Annotated in this window: 13 protein-coding genes and 1 pseudogene; 7 read left to right on the top strand and 7 right to left on the bottom strand. The window is 37.9% G+C overall.

Annotated elements, in window-relative coordinates; genetic code table 11:
- Positions 1 to 47 precede the first annotated feature (47 nt).
- On the top strand, positions 48 to 1,073 hold the full coding sequence (locus tag CY0110_RS19180) for an alpha/beta hydrolase family protein (protein ID WP_008277186.1): 1,026 nt from the start codon (positions 48 to 50) through the stop codon (positions 1,071 to 1,073).
- Here the strand turns inward: CY0110_RS19180 and CY0110_RS19175 are convergent.
- Positions 1,070 to 1,753 (bottom strand): Uma2 family endonuclease, encoded by a 684-nt coding sequence (locus CY0110_RS19175; RefSeq protein WP_008277185.1) that lies wholly within the window; start codon positions 1,751 to 1,753, stop codon positions 1,070 to 1,072. The two genes, CY0110_RS19180 and CY0110_RS19175, sit on opposite strands and share 4 nt — an antisense overlap.
- A 152-nt stretch (positions 1,754 to 1,905) precedes the next feature.
- Here CY0110_RS19175 and CY0110_RS19170 point away from each other — a divergent pair, with 152 nt between their 5' ends.
- The gene (locus CY0110_RS19170) at positions 1,906 to 5,358 is read left to right on the top strand and encodes a WD40 domain-containing protein (RefSeq protein WP_008277183.1); all 3,453 of its coding nucleotides are present in this window, start codon (positions 1,906 to 1,908) and stop codon (positions 5,356 to 5,358) included.
- Between the two features lie 289 nt (positions 5,359 to 5,647).
- Here the strand turns inward: CY0110_RS19170 and CY0110_RS19165 are convergent, their stop codons facing one another.
- Both CY0110_RS19165 and CY0110_RS19160 read right to left on the bottom strand, forming a co-directional pair.
- The gene (locus CY0110_RS19165; protein ID WP_008277181.1) at positions 5,648 to 7,039 is read right to left on the bottom strand and encodes an AAA-like domain-containing protein; all 1,392 of its coding nucleotides are present in this window, start codon (positions 7,037 to 7,039) and stop codon (positions 5,648 to 5,650) included.
- A gap of 687 nt (positions 7,040 to 7,726) precedes the next feature.
- The gene (locus CY0110_RS19160; RefSeq protein WP_008277180.1) at positions 7,727 to 8,809 is read right to left on the bottom strand and encodes an acyl-CoA dehydrogenase family protein; all 1,083 of its coding nucleotides are present in this window, start codon (positions 8,807 to 8,809) and stop codon (positions 7,727 to 7,729) included.
- 75 nt (positions 8,810 to 8,884) lie between these two features.
- On the opposite strand from CY0110_RS19160, the pseudogene CY0110_RS31540 reads away from it, so the two are divergent.
- Together CY0110_RS31540 and CY0110_RS19145 are read left to right on the top strand one after the other, a co-directional pair.
- Positions 8,885 to 9,528: pseudogene (locus CY0110_RS31540) on the top strand (Uma2 family endonuclease).
- A 247-nt stretch (positions 9,529 to 9,775) separates the two neighbouring features.
- Positions 9,776 to 11,167, top strand: coding sequence for a malic enzyme-like NAD(P)-binding protein (locus CY0110_RS19145; RefSeq protein WP_008277177.1), 1,392 nt, complete (start codon positions 9,776 to 9,778; stop codon positions 11,165 to 11,167).
- A gap of 368 nt (positions 11,168 to 11,535) precedes the next feature.
- On the opposite strand, the gene CY0110_RS19140 is transcribed toward CY0110_RS19145, so the two are convergent.
- Together CY0110_RS19140 and CY0110_RS19135 are read right to left on the bottom strand one after the other, a co-directional pair.
- Positions 11,536 to 12,852 (bottom strand): sensor histidine kinase, encoded by a 1,317-nt coding sequence (locus tag CY0110_RS19140; protein ID WP_008277175.1) that lies wholly within the window; start codon positions 12,850 to 12,852, stop codon positions 11,536 to 11,538.
- A gap of 34 nt (positions 12,853 to 12,886) precedes the next feature.
- Positions 12,887 to 13,561, bottom strand: a complete 675-nt coding sequence (locus CY0110_RS19135) for a response regulator transcription factor (protein WP_008277174.1) — start codon at positions 13,559 to 13,561, stop codon at positions 12,887 to 12,889.
- Between the two features lie 424 nt (positions 13,562 to 13,985).
- On the opposite strand from CY0110_RS19135, the gene CY0110_RS19130 reads away from it, so the two are divergent.
- Entirely contained in the window at positions 13,986 to 14,897 is a 912-nt protein-coding gene (locus CY0110_RS19130; protein ID WP_008277172.1) for a cation diffusion facilitator family transporter, read from the top strand.
- 40 nt (positions 14,898 to 14,937) lie between these two features.
- On the opposite strand, the gene CY0110_RS19125 is transcribed toward CY0110_RS19130, so the two are convergent.
- Positions 14,938 to 15,342 carry an NIL domain-containing protein gene (locus CY0110_RS19125; RefSeq protein ID WP_008277171.1) on the bottom strand — a complete coding sequence of 135 codons (405 nt, stop codon included), beginning with the start codon at positions 15,340 to 15,342 and terminating at the stop codon, positions 14,938 to 14,940.
- Between the two features lie 98 nt (positions 15,343 to 15,440).
- Here CY0110_RS19125 and CY0110_RS19120 point away from each other — a divergent pair, with 98 nt between their 5' ends.
- Positions 15,441 to 15,992 carry a thioredoxin family protein gene (locus tag CY0110_RS19120; protein WP_035800031.1) on the top strand — a complete coding sequence of 184 codons (552 nt, stop codon included), beginning with the start codon at positions 15,441 to 15,443 and terminating at the stop codon, positions 15,990 to 15,992.
- A 174-nt stretch (positions 15,993 to 16,166) separates the two neighbouring features.
- Here the strand turns inward: CY0110_RS19120 and glpK are convergent, their stop codons facing one another.
- Positions 16,167 to 17,672, bottom strand: a complete 1,506-nt coding sequence (glpK, locus tag CY0110_RS19115; protein WP_008277169.1) for a glycerol kinase GlpK — start codon at positions 17,670 to 17,672, stop codon at positions 16,167 to 16,169.
- A gap of 96 nt (positions 17,673 to 17,768) precedes the next feature.
- On the opposite strand from glpK, the gene CY0110_RS19110 reads away from it, so the two are divergent.
- Entirely contained in the window at positions 17,769 to 18,734 is a 966-nt protein-coding gene (locus CY0110_RS19110) for an RpnC/YadD family protein (protein WP_008277168.1), read from the top strand.
- Positions 18,735 to 18,826: the final 92 nt, after the last annotated feature.

Genomic DNA, 18,826 nt, shown 5'->3' with positions numbered 1-18,826 from the left:
ATTTTTTTGACGAATTTACTATCATGGATTGAGGCGTTGTTAAAACCATGAAAACTTTACCTAAACTAACTTTTTCTCTCGGTTTGATTCCCCTGACACTTTTTAGTGTTTTAATCGATTCTCCTGTTTATGGTCAGTCTTTTTCTCGCTATTCTGTCAATTCTTTAATGACAACTATTGAATCAGATGAAACAGATATTTATTATCCCCAGAGTTTAGAACCCTTGCCAATGGTAGTCTTTTTAACGGGTGCATTAGTGGAAAAAGAGCAATATACTCAGTTTGCTCAAGAGTTAGCGAGTTATGGGTTTATTGTTGCCCTTTCTAACCATCGACAAGTGATTCCTGCTTTTAACTTTGATGGACAACTCCCTGAACTTTCTCAAATTACCAATACCTTAAATTATTTTCAACAAGAACATGAAAATTCAGCTTCTCCTTTATTTGGAAAAATTAATCTTGAATTATTAGGTGCAGTGGGACATTCTCATGGTGGAGGGGCAGTTCTTCAGAGTACAGAAGGACAATGTAACTTTCCTTTTTGTACAGGAACTTTTGAACGTCCTAGTGAATTAAAAGCTGTCATTGGTTATGGAATGAACCGATTTAATTTCTTTACCAATCAATTTGAAGTGACTAATAATCAAGGAATTCCTATTGGCTTTATTCAAGGAAGTCTTGATGGAATTGCCACTCCAGATGAAGCAATTAATACCTTTAATTTAGTGCAATCTCCTCCAAAAGCTTTAATTACCATTGACGGCGCAAATCATTATTCTATTACAGATATTAATAATCCTTTAGGGGCAAATCCCGATCCTCAAGAAGCGACTTTAAACCAATTGGAAGCCAATCAATTGATTGCTCAATGGACAGCTATTTTCTTATTAGCTCATTTAGAAAATAATTCAACCGCTTATAATCTAATTTATCGAGATACTAATACTGATGCAAGGGTCAGTATTATCTCTCAAAGTGTTCCTGAACCCACCGGCACCAAAGGATTCATTTTAATCACTATTTTAGGATTATTAGGTTTGATTCAAGTTCATTTGAAATCTTCAGTCAGCTAAACTGAATTATCTTTTAAAAAATTGGCAACTTGTTGAGAAAACCAAATGGCGGCCATGCCATTCGTTTCAGTTTCTAAGCGTTCTAAAGTTTGATTGATTAATGATAGTTTAAGTCCTTTTAAAGCTTGAGAAATCTCAATTTCTTGATAAACTCCATTCTCCCCTAAAATAAAAGCAATTACTCGTTTTCCTCGGACATCAATCACCCAATATTCTCGAATGCCTAATTTCGCATAAAGATGTTTTTTCTCGTCTAAATCCGTTGCCAAAGTGGTGTCACCCACCTCTCCCACTAAATCAGGGACTCTAACTTCTGCTAAATTAATATAACGTCTTTGTCCAGCTTCCCAAGTAGGATAATCATCTCCTAGATATAACATTAAATCAGGCGCGGCCGCTTGTGTTTTCGGTTTTTCCAGTTGACAGCGATTTAATAAACTAAATTTTTCGTCAGGATGACGGGAGAACCAAGCAAAGACTAGCATCGTTAGCAATTCGCAAAACTGAGAATGGTTAATTCCTTCCCGTCCCATTTCGATTAATAAATAATTTTGATCAAAAAAGAGTTTAATTGCATCTTGGGTTTCATCGTCTCGATAAGCCAGATAATCTGACCAGGTTGCAGGTTGCCATTGAGGAATATCATTTTCTAAAACTTGAGGGGAAATAGAAGTAATCATTTTGAAACAAGATTAGCATCGAATTTTATTATAAGACAACTAACATTCATCAAACCTAACCCAAAATCCTTAACTTTTCTACCTCCCCTTTTTTGGGAATTGAACATATAAAGAATGTAGTCACTTTATTTCCCTAACCTAACCAACCCCAGATGTTTAACTCCAACCCTATTTCCTACCAATATCAAGTCGGTGGTGGTTTACCTTCCAACGCACCGAGTTATGTTACCCGAAAAGCAGATGAAGAGGTTTATCAAGCGTTAAAAGCTGGAGAGTTTTGTTATGTTCTTAATGCTCGTCAGGTAGGAAAGTCTAGTTTACGGGTTCGGGTGGCTCAGCGTTTGCAAGCGGAGGGGTTTGTCTGTGTTAATGTGGATCTGTCTGGCATTGGGAATCGAGATAGTACCCCGAATCAATGGTATGCCGATATTATGATGCGTTTGGTACGGGGACTAAAATTATCGAAAGAAATTAAACTATTGCCTTGGTTAAATGAACGAAAAAACTTGTCTCCTATCAACTGTTTAGGAGAATTATTACAAGATGTTTTGCTAGAGAAAATTGATCAATCGATTGTTATTTTTTTCGATGAAATTGATAGCACTCTCAGTCTTCCTTTTAATACTGATGACTTTTTTGCCTTGTTACGTTCTTGCCATGAATATGAGCATCTCACCTTTACATTATTGGGAGTAGCAACCCCTTCTGATCTCATTGCTGATAAAATTCGTACCCCCTTTAATATTGGTCGCGCTATTCAACTTAAAGGGTTTGAATTAGAAGAAGTACAGCCCCTAATTTTAGGATTAAAAGATAAAGTAAAACAACCCCAATGGGTAATGCAAGAAATTTTAAATTGGACAGGAGGACAACCCTTTTTAACCCAAAAACTTTGTCAAATCATGGCTTCTGATCAAAGCATTTCTTTAAACACTTCCAATGTAAAAGAAATTGTCGAATCTAATATTATTGATAATTGGGCTGCTCAAGACGAACCCCCTCACTTAAGAACGATCCGCGATCGCCTTTTAAATAATGAACAACGGGCCAGCCGACTGTTAGGACTTTATCAACAAATTTTACTTGAAGGTAAAGTTATAGCGGATGATTCTCCCGAACAAATTGAATTATTATTATCAGGATTAGTGGTTAAAGAAGAAGGCTATTTACAGATTTATAATCGAATTTATCAAAATGTTTTTAATTTAGATTGGGTCGAAAAACAAATTAATCAATTACGTCCCTATGCAGAAGATTTCAAAGCTTGGGTAGCTTCAAACTATCAAGATGAAGCTTATTTGTTACGTGGGCAAGCTCTTTTAGATGCTCAAAGCTGGGCCAAAGATAAAAATTTAAGTAATCAAGATTATCGTTACCTAGCAGCTAGTCAAGAACAAGAAAAACGAGCCGTTGAAGGGGATTTAGCCATTAGTCAAAAAGCCAATCAAATTCTAACAACAGCAGAAAAAAAAGGCAGAAAAATTATTCGCATTGGTTCTTTAATGGCAGCTATGCTATTAGGGGCTGCTGGATGGTTCGCCCTACAAACGGCTTCCCAAAGACGACAAGTCGCCTTCGGCGAAATTAAAGCCATGACTCTTTCTTCAGAAGTCTCCTTTGAATCTCATCACACCCTAGATGCACTTTTAGAAAGCTTGAAAGCGGGGATAAAACTACAAGAAATGGGATGGAATAATGCTGATCCTGATCTTAAAATACGCCTGGAAAAAGCCCTCAGTCAATCCCTTTACTGGATACGAGAACGCAACCGTTTAGAAGGACATGAAGATGTCATTACTAGAGTTAAATATAGTCCTGATGGTCAAACCTTAGCCACTGCCAGTTGGGATAAAACCTTAAAAATTTGGCAACCAGATGGTACTTTATTACATACCCTAAAAGGTCATAGTGATGCGGTGTGGAGTGTTAACTATAGTCCCAATGGGGAATATTTAGTCAGTGCCAGTCGGGATAAAACCGCGAAAATTTGGCGAGTTAAAGATGGACAAGAATTAACCACCCTCAAAGTTAATCAAGATTGGGTGGCTTGTGTCGGGTTTAGCTCCGATGGTCAAATCATCGCTACAATGGGCTGGCATGGCATCATTTACCTCTGGAACTTGCAAGGAGAACTGATCACCTCTTTTCCCACTCATAAAGCCCCTGTGGTGGCGATTCATGTTAATCCTCAGACTAAGATGGTAGCAACGGCCAGTCGAGACGGGACGGCAAAAATTTGGAATTTTCAGGGTCAAGAATTAGCTACCTTACGGGGTCATCAAGATTGGGTCATGTATGTTAATTTTAGTCTCGATGGTCAAACTCTAATTACAGGGAGCAAGGATAAAACAGCCAGATTATGGGATCTGAAAGGGAATGAATTAGCAACCATGCAGGGTCATACGGATACGGTGGGAAGTGCGGTGTTTAGTCGTGATGGCCAAACCATTGCTACCGCAGGATTTGATCAAACGGTTCGGTTATGGAATCGTCAAGGTAAGCTATTGCAAACCCTCCAAGGTCATACCGATGCTGTATGGGGGGTGAATTTTAACAACGATGATTCAGTTTTAGCCAGTAGTGGGGAAGACGGCACCGTTAGGCTTTGGTCTCTCAAAGATAAGGCTCATAACGCTCAGTCTATTAATCTTCTTAATTTGGGAGATACGGCCAATGTCTCGGTTAGCTTGAGTGCCAACGGTAAGGTTCTAGGCACCGCAGGACGCTATACCATGGCCAAACTTTGGGATTTAGAGGGGAATCAATTAGCGGTATTAAATGGTCATGGAGACAACCTCAGAAGTATTCACTTTAGTCCGACAGGGGATCTAGTTGTTACAGCGAGTCGAGATAAAACAGCAAAAATATGGAATCTTCAAGGTCAACTAATAGCTACTTTAGAAGAACATCAGGGAGATGTTAGGGATGCTCGTTTTAGTCCCAATGGACAGTTAATTGCCACTGCTAGTTGGGATACCACGGCTAAAATTTGGGACGTAACTGGAAAAGAATTATTAACCCTAAAAGGACATCAGGGTGTTATTAGAAAAGTCAGTTTTAGTCCTGATTCTCAATTGTTAGCTACTGCCAGTGAAGATGGAACGGCAAAAGTATGGAATTTACAAGGAAAAGCATTAGTTAACCTACAAGGACATCAGGACGGTGTATTAGCTGTAGCTTTTAGTCCTGATGGTCAAATCATTGCCACCGCTAGTAAAGATAAAACTGTGAAATTGTGGAATCTTCAGGGACAAGAATTAAAAACACTTCAAGGTCATGAACAGGAGGTCAATGATCTTAGTCTTAGTCCTAATGGTTATCTAATCGCAACGGCTTCAGAGGATGGAACCATTAAATTATGGACGTTACAAGGGGAAGTTTTACAAACTTTAGGCGGTCATCGTTTTGGCGTGAAAAGTATTAGTTTTACCCCTGATGGTAAAGGATTAATTTCATCAGATTTGATGGGAAATGTGATTCTTTGGCAGGGATTTTTAGCGGTTAATCCTGACCAATTATTAACCCAAGGATGTGCCTGGGTACATGATTATCTCCAAACAAATGTTAATCTCAGTTCTCAAGAAAGACAATTATGCGATATTTAAAAGTCTTTAAGTGGGGTAGAGGAGGGAGGAAAACTTTATATAAAATTATTTTATTTATGAAAATGTATTATATTTGTATTTTTCCAGTTGTTTTTTTAAGCCAAAAAAGTAACTTTTTATACAAAATGTCCTTAAAAATGTTCACTATGATCAAAAACTTGTAAAAAATATTCTCAATAATTAACGACAGAATAACCTTGACAAACCATACTACTTTTTTATATCATTTTAAATGATAATAAAGGTAGATTAGGTGAAGTGTATCTGCCTATAAACCCTTGATAAAGTTTTACATTAACTCAATATTGTGATCTTTAATCGAGCGATCGCTAAAATAACGTTGATATAATTCGCAGCTAGAAATAACTTGATTTCCTTGCAGAACCACAAGTCCCATACTATGTAATTTAAACGCCAATAATTGATTAATTTCAATGGGGTTTGGTGTGTTTAGTACCAGACGATAGGCTTCAGCAAGAGGGGGATTTTCCTGTAACGATTGTAAAAGTCTATGCAAATGATAATGATAGATTCCTTCATCGGTAATTGAAGTTTCCAGAAACTGTTCTATGGTTAAAGATTGAGTGGCTAAATGATAAAGAGCTTGTTGAGTCAAATAGGGATGTCCCCCAATTAATGTCATTAATAAATTCAATTCTTTTTCAGATAACGTTAAGTCGTAAACATCTGCTAATTGTCCCACCTGTTCAACAGTAAAAGGGAATAATTCAATAGCCAATCCCACATTAAACGGAGACTTATTAATATCAAGAGGAATATAGACTTCAGTCGAATGAACAATCAACAATCTTAAATTTTGCCACAGAGGATTACCACTGTCTCCATAAGCTGCTTCTTCATACCAAGATCGTAATAAAGTAAAGAAATCATCTGCAATTTCAGGATGAAGAAAAACCTCATCAACTTGATCTAAGGCGAGAATTAAAACCCCTTCTATTTCTGATAAAATACAATCCTCAAAATAAGCTGTACAATTACTTTTACTGCCAAACGTATCACTCCAATAATTGTCAACTTGATGCTGTAAGTTCAATTTGCGGCTGACAGAAACGCAAAACCAACGCAAAAACCGATCTAAATCCGAAAAAATCGCTTTATCAGCCCGTTGTAAATTTAAAAGTACCGTATTAACCTGATTATCTTCAGAAGTTTGTTGAGCATGGGCAAGAATTCTAATCATAAGAGAGGTTTTACCCATCTTATAAGGAGCTTTAATCCGCAGTAATGAGCCAGAACGCATAATCTCCTCATAACAGCGTGATTCAATGGGATATCGTTTTATATAAAGGGCTGAGTCTAAAGGAATAATCCCCGTTGGAGCTTTAAAATCTAACTTTTTGAGAGGAGAAGGGTTGATTGATGAATTTTCTAACAGAGCTTTTTGGCTTAAGACAGCAATTAAATTCGTTTTACTGACTTTTTCCCCAAAACTAGCTGAGAGAATTTTCCACAATTTAGGGCCAACATCATGTTTAATATATTCTGGTGCGTACCCGACTGTATCAGCAATTTTGTCATAATTGTGGCCTAACCAAGCCCCTTGCAAAACAGCTACTTCAATATTTTTGAGATGTCTAGAAGTTTGAGAAAAAACCGCTTCATTGGCAACTTTTAACGCAATTTCAAAGGAAAGTGACGGTTCTTGATGACTTTCTTCCATTGACTAATCTAACAAATTAAGGACGCAATTAACATTTTAGGTCAATTTTGTTGGTCTTGTAACCAAAGTGTTGCTCAAGTAAAAAAGCTCTTGCCGAAATCAGTATTAATGGGCATTTTTAAACAGCTTGTATTGTAAATTTATTGGGAAAGAGGGAATTGCTTACCCCTTACCTTTTCCCTGTTCCCTCTCACCACTAGCCAATTTTTCAAAGGGACAAGATGTGACTTTTATCCAGAGTGATAGGAAATGATCAACTTTTGGGCAGACTAGGAATAGATTACAACAAGTCAAACTTTTATAAAGACTTGCTTTTTCAATACTCTTTTAATATTAATTGTTTTACTTTTTCTTCATGGGTTCTCCTACTTGACCTCAGTTTATCTGAGGTTTTTTTATCATTTATTTAATTTGAGGTGATAGAAAACCGTTTATTTTTGGGCAAACTAGGAATAGATTACAACAAGTCAGCTTTGATCAAGACCTGCTCTTAAAAAACTTTTTTAATGTTGATTGTTTTACTTGCTCTACATTTTGATTCCTCCTAGGCAGCCTCAGTTTACTGAGGTTTTTTATTTTGGTTTTTCTGTGTTGGTGCAAGAGATCAGTAATAGTCAAATGTCCTCATATATTTTGCTACTGCTATAACTTGCTTGATGAAAACATTGAATTATTAATCATTAATGATTAATTGTACATAACTTGCTCTAAACTTGCTTTCATAATATCCGTGGTTTGGGCAAAAACACTAAAAACTAGGGCTTCTTTATACACCCTTTGAGCCGGATGACTATCATAATTTGCAGCACCGCTAGATACTGTTAAAGCTGCTGTAGCACATCTTTGAGCTAAATTAATTGACCACACTCTTAACTGTAAATCTTCTTCAAAAGAACGGCTTTCGATATTGATAGCTTTTCTAATTTTATTGTGACAAATTTGCCATTCTTCATTGAGGTGATTATAAGCTTCTTGGATAAAATCAAGCTGTTTTTTTTGACCAGTTGTTTCAACAATATTGAGACCAGCTTTAGCACAACCTAATACTAAAAAACTGGGATAAAGAACCACTTTTTTATCATTATTATGTATGTCTCCAGGTTGAGCAAGAGAAACAACATTATTTTCAGGTAAAAAATAGTTTTCAAAAGTAGCGGTTACCGTATTAGTTGACTGCATCGCTCCTAATTTCATCGGTTCACTAAACCTGACTTGAGACGATAGAGTAAAAGGAACAATTCCCCGAATTTCTTGACCGTCTGGTAAAGTTGCTCCTAAAATAAAGATATCAAAAAAATCAAATCCTGTAATCCAAGGAATGTTACCCGTTATCTCATATCCTCCCTGAATAGGAGTAGCAGTAATCATCGGTTGTCCCTGTCTTCGTAATTGAGAAAAACCCAAACCACATAATAAGTTTTCTTCAATAATTTTCGGTAAATAGTTTTGTTTTAAAGCTTCATTCTCACTTTTTACAATAGCATTAACAGCCCCTTGATGTTGTAATTGTAAAAAAGCTAATGCTCCAGAATATTGAGATAACAATTGCTGAAGTAGATAAAAAGTTTCTGTGTTTAACTCTAATCCTCCCCAAGATTGAGGGATTCTACTGGACAATAATGAGAGTTCTATTAATCCGTCTAAAGCTTTTTTAAGAGCATCAGGAGACTGATCAATTTCCAAAGCAAAAGGAGTAACAAATTCTTGTAAATAAAATTCAATTTTATCTAAAAAATTCTCTAAATTGTTAATCTTTTCACAGATAGACATAGAATAATTTTCTAATGCAATAATCAATACTAACTATTATAATAGATTTAAACAAGTCTAACATCAATAAAAATTATGTTAATCAGTAAAAAGCCTACTAAGCCAAAAGCTGATCGAGTGGTTTTATATCATATTAGTTGGGAACAATTTAACAACTTATTAAAATATTTAGGAAACAATCGCTCTGCTAGAATTGCTTATGATCGAGGAACATTAGAAATTATGACTCCTTTATCTGAACACGAATATTATAAAGAAAGAATTAGTGATACCATTAAAGATGCGATGCTGCTGAAATATTAGACTTAGACTTTGAATGTTTAGGGTCAACAACATGGAAACGAGATATTAAACAAGCAGGAGTTGAACCTGATAACTCTTTTTACTTCCAAAATGAACCTTTAATTAGAGGAAAATTAACCTTTGATTTGAATCAAGATCCTCCCCCAGATTTAGTGTTAGAAATTGATTTAACCAGTAAATCTTTAGAGCGTTTTCCTATTTATTCTCGCTTAGGCGTTCCCGAAATCTGGTGTTATGATTCAGGAAAACTCAACATTTATCAATTAGAAACAGAAACATATATCGAAAAAGAAAAGAGTTTAATTTTTCCTAATCTTGATATTCAAGGCATTCCTTCCTTAATTGGATCATACCGTAAATTAGGAAGACGAACTTTCCGAAAAGCCGTTAAAGAATGGGTAAAAAAACAAATATAGGGTTTCTCACTCTCATCAGATACACTCTTAATTTATTCCTATTAATCCCTCCCCATAGCCAAGACGTTAAACTATTATTCAAAGAATTAGAATAACCGAATCTAAGGTATAGACTAAAAGGGACACAGATAAGAAATGGTGATCTGCTGATCCCGTCCATCTCAAACGGATGGCTACTGTAGTCAGAATAAAGATAAACACGAAGGGAGAGAGTGTCAATCTCTCTTGATATGAGTTAAGGAGTTACATGGCAAACCTCAACCCAACCGCAAGTTATAGCCTTGCATTAACCATCGAATTACCGAATATTGCAGGAACCCTCGCCAACGTTACCCAAGCGATCGCAGGCGCCCAGGGAAGTTTTGGACAAATTTTGTTGATTGAGCATAACCTCAAAATTACGCAACGAGAAATTACAGTTGAAGCATCGAGTGAAGAACACGCCGAAAAAATTGTTTCTGCTGTCAGAGAAATTCCTAACGTTAAAATCCTTAAAGTTTCTGATCGCACCTTTGAACTTCATCGTAAAGGTAAAATTACTGTAGAAAGTCGTCTCCCCCTGACCTCTCAAAGTGACTTAGCTATGGCTTATACTCCAGGGGTAGGACGTATTTGTAAAGCGATCGCCCGTGATCCGGCTGAAGTCTACAATCTAACCATTAAACATAATACGGTGGCAGTGGTCACTGATGGTAGTGCAGTGTTGGGGTTAGGCAACCTCGGACCCGAAGCTGCCTTACCGGTGATGGAAGGAAAAGCTATGTTATTTAAAGAATTTGCTGGAGTCGATGCGTTTCCCATCTGTTTAAACACCCAAGATACAGAAGAAATTATCGAAACTGTTAAACGGATCGCCCCGGTTTTCGGAGGGGTTAACTTAGAAGATATTGCAGCCCCTCGTTGCTTTGAAATCGAAAAACGACTGCGCCAAGAGTTGGATATTCCTGTATTTCACGACGATCAACATGGAACGGCAATTGTCACTTTAGCAGCTTTATTTAATGCTCTGAAATTGGTGCAAAAGTCTCTAGAAAAGGTGAGAATTGTGATTAATGGAGCCGGGGCTGCCGGGGTTGCGATCGCCTCCTTATTACGTGCTGCCGGGGCTACCACCATTTGGTTATGCGACTCGAAAGGATTAATTTCTCACGATAGAGAGGATCTCAACTCTCAAAAAAAAGCTTATGCGGTGAGTGCTACTGGTACTTTGGCTGATGCGATGCAAGGAGCCGATGTGTTTTTAGGGGTGAGTGCGCCAGGAGTGGTAACTCAAGAGATGGTGCAGTCGATGAATAAAGATCCCATTGTCTTTGCCATGGCCAACCCTATTCCTGAAATTCAACCTGAGTTAGTTATTAATGATGTAGCGGTGATGGCTACCGGACGCAGTGACTATCCTAACCAGATTAACAACGTTTTGGCTTTTCCTGGGGTGTTTCGCGGGGCTATGGACTGTCGGGCTAGAAATATCACTGAGCATATGTATTTAGAGGCCGCTAAAGCGATCGCTTCTCTGGTAAATTCAAGCCAGTTAAATGCTGAACATATTATTCCTTCTGTATTTGATAAGCGAGTGTCTCATGCTGTTGCTAGTGCGGTAGAATTAGCAGCCCGCGAAGATGGGGTGGCTATGGAATAATGATTGTAGGGGCTTAATACGATTAAGCCCATGCAAAATCGACACTAGAAGGGGTTTACTGACATCTTGTACTAGAACAAATAAACTTAATAATCATGAGAGGGTAATCAATTAAGTTAGCATCAAAATAAAAACCTGTTGCCTATCATCACTGGCTAATTGTATCGAAGGTGCAAGATATGAGTTAAAAAGCAAACCCAAAGGTGAGAACTAAAGAAAAAGCAGACGTAATCACGGTAATCCATAAAACTTGTCCATCTTCACGATTCATAAGACTTACTCCTAAACTGTAATAACGACTCTTTGCTTCGTTACTTATTACTGTAGGGAAAGATAGTAAGGAAGTCGGGTTGATCTAAAATTTTTCTCTAACTAACTAAAGGTAGACGAACCTGAAAACAGCTACCTATACCCACTTGACTCTTAACAGTAATTTTTCCATCGTGGTGTTGAGCGATCGCTTGGGAAATGGCTAACCCTAACCCTGATCCTTGGGGGCGATAACTTCGGGCGGTGTCCTCTCGCCATAACCGATCAAAAATATGAGGTAAGTTTTCCTCTGCGATACCAATGCCGGTATCTTCTACCATCACCAGGGCGGATTTATCTTCTTGTTTTAAGCTAACCGTTACTTTTCCCCCGATGGGAGTGTACTGTAAGGCATTTTCTACTAAATTAGAAAATAACCGTAATAATTGATGGCTTTCGCCTTTGATGATTGCATCCTTAAGACAGAATAATTGTAAGGTAATGTCTTTTCCTTCCGCGTTGGGTTCTAAAAATTCCACCACATCCTCTAATAATTCTATGAGAGGGATTTTTTGCCACCTTTGACGGGTCATCTCCCGTTTTCCGTCCATACGGGCTAATAAGAGTAAATCTTCTACTAAATGGGACATTTGATCAGTGGCACTGAGAATAATATCCAGTTTCGGAATATCTTCGGCTTGGAATCGCTCAGGATGGCTTTTTAAGAGGGTTGCAGAGGTTTTGATGGCGGTTAGGGGACTGCGTAACTCATGGGACGCATCAGCAGTAAACTGTTTTAATTGTCGAAAACTTTGTTCAATGGGTTTAAGAGACTGTCGGGTTAACCACATCCCCCCCACACCAATCAATCCTAGGGCGATCATACCCCCAACGGTGGATTTCCAGCGTAATCGGTTTAAAACCGCTTCAATTGACTGAGTAGACTCGCTAACCCTTACATAGCCTTCTAAATGTCGTTTTTCTTCGGGATCATGATAAGCAACAATCGTTAAAATACGAATTTTTCCCCCTTTAACGGTTTGAAAACCTACTTTGAAAGGCCACGAGGGTTTAAGGTTGCCAGAATGGGCTAAAGGTTCTTGGCGATCGCCAAACCATTCTACACTTTGTTGAGGTTGTCGGAGGTTTTGCCAAGCAATATCTAAATCTCCATCTTGATCCAGTTCCCGATAGGCTGGATTATCAACCGCTTTAGGATTATTTTTAATGTCAATTAAACTATGGGCTGCTGATTGGGCTAAATTAATTAAACGCTGATCCAACTGTTCATATAAACCATGAGCAAACAATTGATAAATTAATACATTTGAAATTAAACGAATGGCTACCATAACTAATAAGTAAGACAGTAATAAACGCCATCGTAAAGCCTTAAATTGGTGATCAAGGGTTTTTTGTTTAGATTTCGTTTTCATCTCAATCTTTTTTGACTTCTAAATTGTTGATGATTTATCCTTGTTTGAGTCGATAGCCTACGCCATAAACTGTCTCAATAAAGTCAGGTGGTGCGCCAACTTTTCTTAATTTTTTTCGTAAATCTTTAATATGAACTTTTACTGCTTCTTCACTAGGAGGATCTTCAAATGACCAGAGATTATCTAAAATAGCACTACGACTTAACACTAAATTTTCGTTGCGTAAAAATAACTCTAATAATCCATATTCTTTAGGAGTTAAATGTAATATTTGATCGCTATAAGTCACTTCATAACTACTGGGATCGAGGCGTAATTGTTGCCATTCTAGAATCGGATTAGGTGCAACATTACCCCGTCTTAATAAAGCACGAATTCGTGCTAATAATTCAGGTACATCAAAGGGTTTTACCACATAATCATCTGCTCCTACATCTAGCCCAGTAACTTTATCTTCGCTAGTATCTTTTGCTGTTAACATGAGAACAGGAATGCTACAACCTGACTGACGAATCCGTTGACATAAACCAATGCCGTTTAGTTTCGGTAACATGACATCTAACAGGATTAAATCATAGGAAAAGGCTTCGATAAATTCCCATCCTTTTTCCCCATCACCAGCCATATCAACGGTGTATCTTTGTTCAGTTAGGCTGGCAGCTAAAACATTAGCAATTCGTTCGTCATCTTCCACTAAAAGAATTCTCATGACTGTTACCCCTAATATTGATACTCAATTGACAATTTTCCTGTCATTAAGTCAATATCCTTATTCTAAAATAGCAAGATACTTGTGAACTGTTCATCTTTAACAAAATGGTTGAATTTTTATTATTTTAATTTCAATTCCTTCTTAAGATCGTAAACAAGTAACAACAGCACAAGCCTCTAAAATAATGTTCATGTATTTCGTTCTTCCCAGTCAATTTCTTTCTTTTTTTCTTTAGGAACAGTTACTAAGAAGATTAACTTCTTCCCAATGTCGTCCAGCCATATCTCAATAATTTCCTTACTCACCTGAGTTTTTCTAAAAGTAGTTAACGACAGTCAAATCTCACATAATTTGTCCATTCGATGTTATATTTAGAAAGTTTTCTTTATCAATAAAAAAAGTCACATTTCTTGTTGCTTATATGCCAGAAGAATCAACTCGCACAATTTACGCTGCCATGATTGCCAATATAGCTATTGGCGTGGCTAAGTTTTTCGGTGCTGCTATTAGCGGTAGTTCAGCTATGTTATCTGAAGGAATTCACTCAGTTGTTGACTCAATCAATGAGGTTTTACTACTGTATGGTCTTAAACGGAGTAAAAAAGAGCCTGATGAGGATCATCCTTTGGGACATGGCCAAGAAATTTATTTCTGGTCTTTGGTCGTTGCCGTTCTAATTTTTGCTCTGGGAGGTGGTATATCAATTTATGAGGGATTTAAGTCTTTTCATGATTCAAGAGAATCTACTAACGCTATTGTAAGTTACGGAGTTCTTTCTATTGCTGCCGTATTTGAAGGAACTGCTCTTTTTATTTCTGTGCAGGAGTTTAATCAAGAACGCTCCGACAACAATATTAACTTCTGGAAAGCTCTGCGCCGTAGTAAAAATCCGACTACTTTTGTTGTGATTTTTGAAGATACTGCAGCACTATTAGGCATTGTTGTGGCTATTTTAGGGGTATTTTTGAGTGAATTGACAGGTACAATTTTTTACGACGGATTAGCCTCTATTATTATTGGAGTTATTCTTACAATTGTCGCTATTGTACTGGTTATCGAAACAAAAGGTTTATTGATAGGAGAAAGCGCATTTCCTGAAGTCAGAGATAGTATCAAAAATATTGTGGTCAAAGACACATCCGTTTACAAAGTAGAATCTCCCATCACGCTGCAACTTGGACCGACGGACATTTTATTAGCTTTGAGTATCGAGTTTCAAGATGATTTAACTTCTGATCAAATTGAGGTCGCTATTCGTCGAATTAAAGCAGATATTTGGGCTTCTCATCATGAAGTTAAACGTATTTTTATTGAAGCTCGCTCAATTAATTGAGATTCTATCTTTAATTTGAATAAAACTGCCACATTATTATTTAAAAAGTAGTTGAAATCGCTTGCACAGGACAAGCAGGAATACACTGTTCACAGACGACACAACGCGATCGCCGAAAGGTTAACTTAAAGGTTTCGGGTTCAAGCACTAAAGCTTCTGTAGGACATACCCCAGTACATAATCCACAGTCTACACATTGTTGCTCATTAATACTAATTTCTCGACTGGCTAAGGATACACCAATATCTTGAGCTTGCATCCAATCAATGGCTGCTTCAATAGCATCAATATCCCCTAATAATTCTAATACTAATTTTCCCACTTGATTCGGAGCAACTTGAGCGCGAATAATATTAGAAGCAATATTAAAATCTTTAGCTAAACGATAGGTTAACGGCATTTGTACGGTGCGTTTTGGAAACGTAAGAGTGACTCGTTTTTTCATGATTTAACTCAAGTTCAGAAATTGACATTAACCTCCAAAAAAGGGGAAGTATTATAAAATAGATGAGACGTAAAAATCTTTTTTCTTTAATAAGTTATATGTCTGAAATTGTTAATGCTAATCGTATCAGAAATAGTATCATTGCCTTTGCTGCCATTGCTCTTAGTATAGCGATATTTTTTGGCTTTCAAACCCAAACTGGTTCCGTTTCCTTAGAAGGCCAAGCTAAGGACTCAACCCCTATTGAAGTGGCGATGAAAAATGGAAAACCGACTTTAACCGAATTTTATGCTGATTGGTGTACCAGTTGCCAGGCCATGGCTCCCGAATTAGCTCAATTGAAGCAAAAATATGGGGATTCGGTCAACTTCGTCATGTTAAATGTGGATAATAATAAATGGTTGCCCGAAATTCTTCGTTATCGTGTTGATGGGATACCTCATTTTGTCTTTATTGACGATGAGGGAAAAGCGATCGCTCAAACCATTGGCGAACAACCCCCATCAGTAATGGAAGCCAACTTAAACGCCTTAATTGACCATGAAACCTTACCCTATGCTGCTTCTACGGGTCAAACCTCCGAGTTAAAAAATACAAACAACCCAACCACTGATCCCCGTAGTCATAGTTCTCAAGCTAAGTCTGGGTAATACCAATTCTTAGAAATAACTAGAGATATCTAGTGTGGAGTGTAGGGTGTGAGGTTAAGTCTCTAATAACTTTTGAAAGTTAGTATAAGGTTGGCGAAGTCTAGGGAGTATGAGAAGACTAGGAAGAATATAAATATTTCTCCTTGCTCCCTGCTCCCTCTGCTCCCGACTACCTTACTCTTCAATCCAATGTTTCGCTCGTTCAACGGCTCTTGTCCAAGTCGAAAAGTTCTCCTGTACCGCATCTGCATTTTTTCCTGGTTCAAAAACGCGATCAATTTTACGACAAGCGATCAAATCATCATAATTATCCCAATAACCCACCGTTAAACCTGCTCCGAAAGCAGCCCCTTGTGCTGTCGCATCCAAGACAACTGGACGTTCAATGGGAACCCCTAAAGCATCTGCTTGGAACTGCATTAAAAAGTTATTTTGAGACGCACCGCCATCCACTTTCAACCGCGCCACAGATAAATCCGAATCTTTATTCATTGCGTCGACCACTTCTTTTACCTGATAAGCGATCGCTTCTAACACCGCCCTTACCATATGTTCTCGCTGGACACCGCCAGTAATACCCATAAACAACCCTCGCGCTGACATATCCCAGTGGGGTGCGCCTAAACCACTTAAAGCAGGTACAAAATAAACCCCATTGGTATCGGCCAGTTGATTACAAATAGCTTCGGTTTCAGCTGCGCTGTTAATCAATTTAATACCATCCCGTAACCATTGAATAGAAGCTCCGGCAGTAAAAATAGCCCCTTCTAGAGCGTAATTCGTAGATTGATCCTTAGTCCAAGCAACGGTAGATAGTAAACCATTGGGAGAACGCATCACCTCACGGCCTGCTTGTACAATGAGAAAAGCCCCAGTTCCGTAGGTGCATTTCAGTAACCCCGGACGATTGCAACCATGAGCAAAGAGGGCTGCTTGTTGATCTCCAAAAATAGCGGTAATGGGAATTTCTACTCCCAATAAGTCAGCATCGGTGTGACCAAACATCCCCATACTGGGTTTAATTTTCGGCATAATCTGGGCTGGAATGTTAAATAAATCCAGTAGGGTTTCATCCCAGTTGCGAGTATCAAGATTCATCAACATAGTACGAGAGGCGTTACTATGATCTGTGGCGTGAACTTTTCCGCCAGTTAGGTTCCACAACATCCAAGTATCGACGGTTCCAGCAATCACATTATCAAAATTGGTGTCGGGTTTATGTTCTTTTACCCAATCTATTAACCAAGCTAATTTTGTGGCAGAGAAATAAGGATCTAATACTAATCCGGTGCGGTTTTCAATCTCTTCTACTTTGCCTTGTTCTCTCAATTGACTGCACATCGGGGAGGTGCGTCTATCTTGCCAAACGATGGCTTTATGGAGGGGTTTACCTGTGGTTTTATCCCATAAGAGACAGGTTTCCCGTTGTACCGTTAAACCGATGGCTGCAATGTCTTTTGCAGCAATATGGGTCTTTTCTAAGACTTGTTCTAAGACGCTCAGGGTATCTTGCCAAATTTCTAGGGCATCGTGTTCTAACCAGCCGGGTTGAGGATAATGTTGGGTTAATTCTTTGTAGGCTTGGCCGATCATTCCCCCTTGATGATTAAAGATAATAGCGCGGTTGCCGGTGGTTCCTAAATCAATAGATAAGATATATTTTGTTTTATTATCTGTCATTGGTGATAACACCCTGAATTCTTTTGTTTTTGTTGTTGCTAAACATTTTAATCAAATAATGAAACTATAGATAATTGAGAATAATTTAGGACAATAATGACAGAGCAACGTGCCGATTATGATAATCCCTGGAAAGAAGCCTTATCGCTGTACTTTCAACCGTTTATGGCTTTCTTTTTTCCTGAAATTAATGGCAATATTAATTGGAGTCGTGGCTATGAATTTTTAGATAAGGAATTTCAACAGGTGGTTAGGGATGCAGAAATAGGTCTTCGAGAAGCAGATAAATTAGTGAAGGTTTGGCGAGGAGATGGGGCCGAAGTCTGGGTACTAATTCATATTGAAATCCAGAGTCAAGCTGCTTCTGACTTTGCTGAACGGATGTATGTCTATAATTATCGCATTTTTGATATGTATCGGCGGTCTGTGGTCAGTTTAGCTGTGTTAGCTGATAATCAGGATTCTTGGCGACCGAATCAATATCAAAATGGACTATGGGGATGTGAGGTTAATTTTTTGTTTCCTGCGGTTAAATTGTTGGATTATCAGGGACGAAGCGAGAGTTTAACTGATAATAATCCTTTTGCGGTGATTGTGGCTGCTCATTTAACCACACAGCAAACCAACCAAGATCCCGATCAACGTTATCAAGGAAAATTAAGAATCGCCAAAAGTTTGTATCAACGGGGATATAGCAGACAGGATATATTAGAGTTATTCAGATTAATTGATTGGATGATGAGTTTACCAGAGTCCATCGAAAGTCAATTTAAACAGGAAATTATGAGTTTCGAGGAGGATTTAAAGATGCCTTATGTTACCAGTTTTGAACGGTTAGCACGCCAAGAAGGAAGATCCGAAGGAATATCGGAGGGTATTCTACAAGGTAGCCGTGAAAACGTGATTGAAGTGTTAGAAGTTCGCTTTGAGATGTTACCTTCAGATTTAATTGAGAAAATTAACCAAATTGAGGATTTAGAATTATTGAAAACGTTACATAGACAAGGAATCACTATCGGTTCACTGGACGAATTTCAGGAACTTCTTGAACGTAGCAGTTAACAGTTAACCTGAGTTCGGGGTTCAGAGTTCGGAGTTCGGAGTTAAACGATTATTAACGAGATAATAGGTTTTTCAAATAAGGATAAAATTAG

This window comes from Crocosphaera chwakensis CCY0110 (assembly GCF_000169335.1).
GTDB lineage: Bacteria > Cyanobacteriota > Cyanobacteriia > Cyanobacteriales > Microcystaceae > Crocosphaera > Crocosphaera chwakensis.
The sequence above is the reverse complement of the archived record's forward strand: the minus strand, read 5'-3'. Positions and strand labels throughout refer to the sequence as shown.

Excerpts from the sequence above, each read along its gene's own strand:
- CY0110_RS19180 (WP_008277186.1), top strand. The coding sequence starts at position 48 with ATGAAAACTTTACCTAAACTAACTTTTTCTCTCGGTTTGATTCCCCTG.
- CY0110_RS19145 (WP_008277177.1), top strand. The coding sequence starts at position 9,776 with ATGGCAAACCTCAACCCAACCGCAAGTTATAGCCTTGCATTAACCATC.
- CY0110_RS19120 (WP_035800031.1), top strand. The coding sequence starts at position 15,441 with ATGTCTGAAATTGTTAATGCTAATCGTATCAGAAATAGTATCATTGCC.
- CY0110_RS19110 (WP_008277168.1), top strand. The coding sequence starts at position 17,769 with ATGACAGAGCAACGTGCCGATTATGATAATCCCTGGAAAGAAGCCTTA.
- glpK (WP_008277169.1), bottom strand. The coding sequence starts at position 17,672 with ATGACAGATAATAAAACAAAATATATCTTATCTATTGATTTAGGAACC.
- CY0110_RS19170 (WP_008277183.1), top strand. The coding sequence starts at position 1,906 with ATGTTTAACTCCAACCCTATTTCCTACCAATATCAAGTCGGTGGTGGT.
- CY0110_RS19125 (WP_008277171.1), bottom strand. The coding sequence starts at position 15,342 with ATGAAAAAACGAGTCACTCTTACGTTTCCAAAACGCACCGTACAAATG.
- CY0110_RS19135 (WP_008277174.1), bottom strand. The coding sequence starts at position 13,561 with ATGAGAATTCTTTTAGTGGAAGATGACGAACGAATTGCTAATGTTTTA.
- CY0110_RS19160 (WP_008277180.1), bottom strand. The coding sequence starts at position 8,809 with ATGTCTATCTGTGAAAAGATTAACAATTTAGAGAATTTTTTAGATAAA.
- CY0110_RS19140 (WP_008277175.1), bottom strand. The coding sequence starts at position 12,852 with ATGAAAACGAAATCTAAACAAAAAACCCTTGATCACCAATTTAAGGCT.
- CY0110_RS19130 (WP_008277172.1), top strand. The coding sequence starts at position 13,986 with ATGCCAGAAGAATCAACTCGCACAATTTACGCTGCCATGATTGCCAAT.
- CY0110_RS19165 (WP_008277181.1), bottom strand. The coding sequence starts at position 7,039 with ATGGAAGAAAGTCATCAAGAACCGTCACTTTCCTTTGAAATTGCGTTA.
- CY0110_RS19175 (WP_008277185.1), bottom strand. The coding sequence starts at position 1,753 with ATGATTACTTCTATTTCCCCTCAAGTTTTAGAAAATGATATTCCTCAA.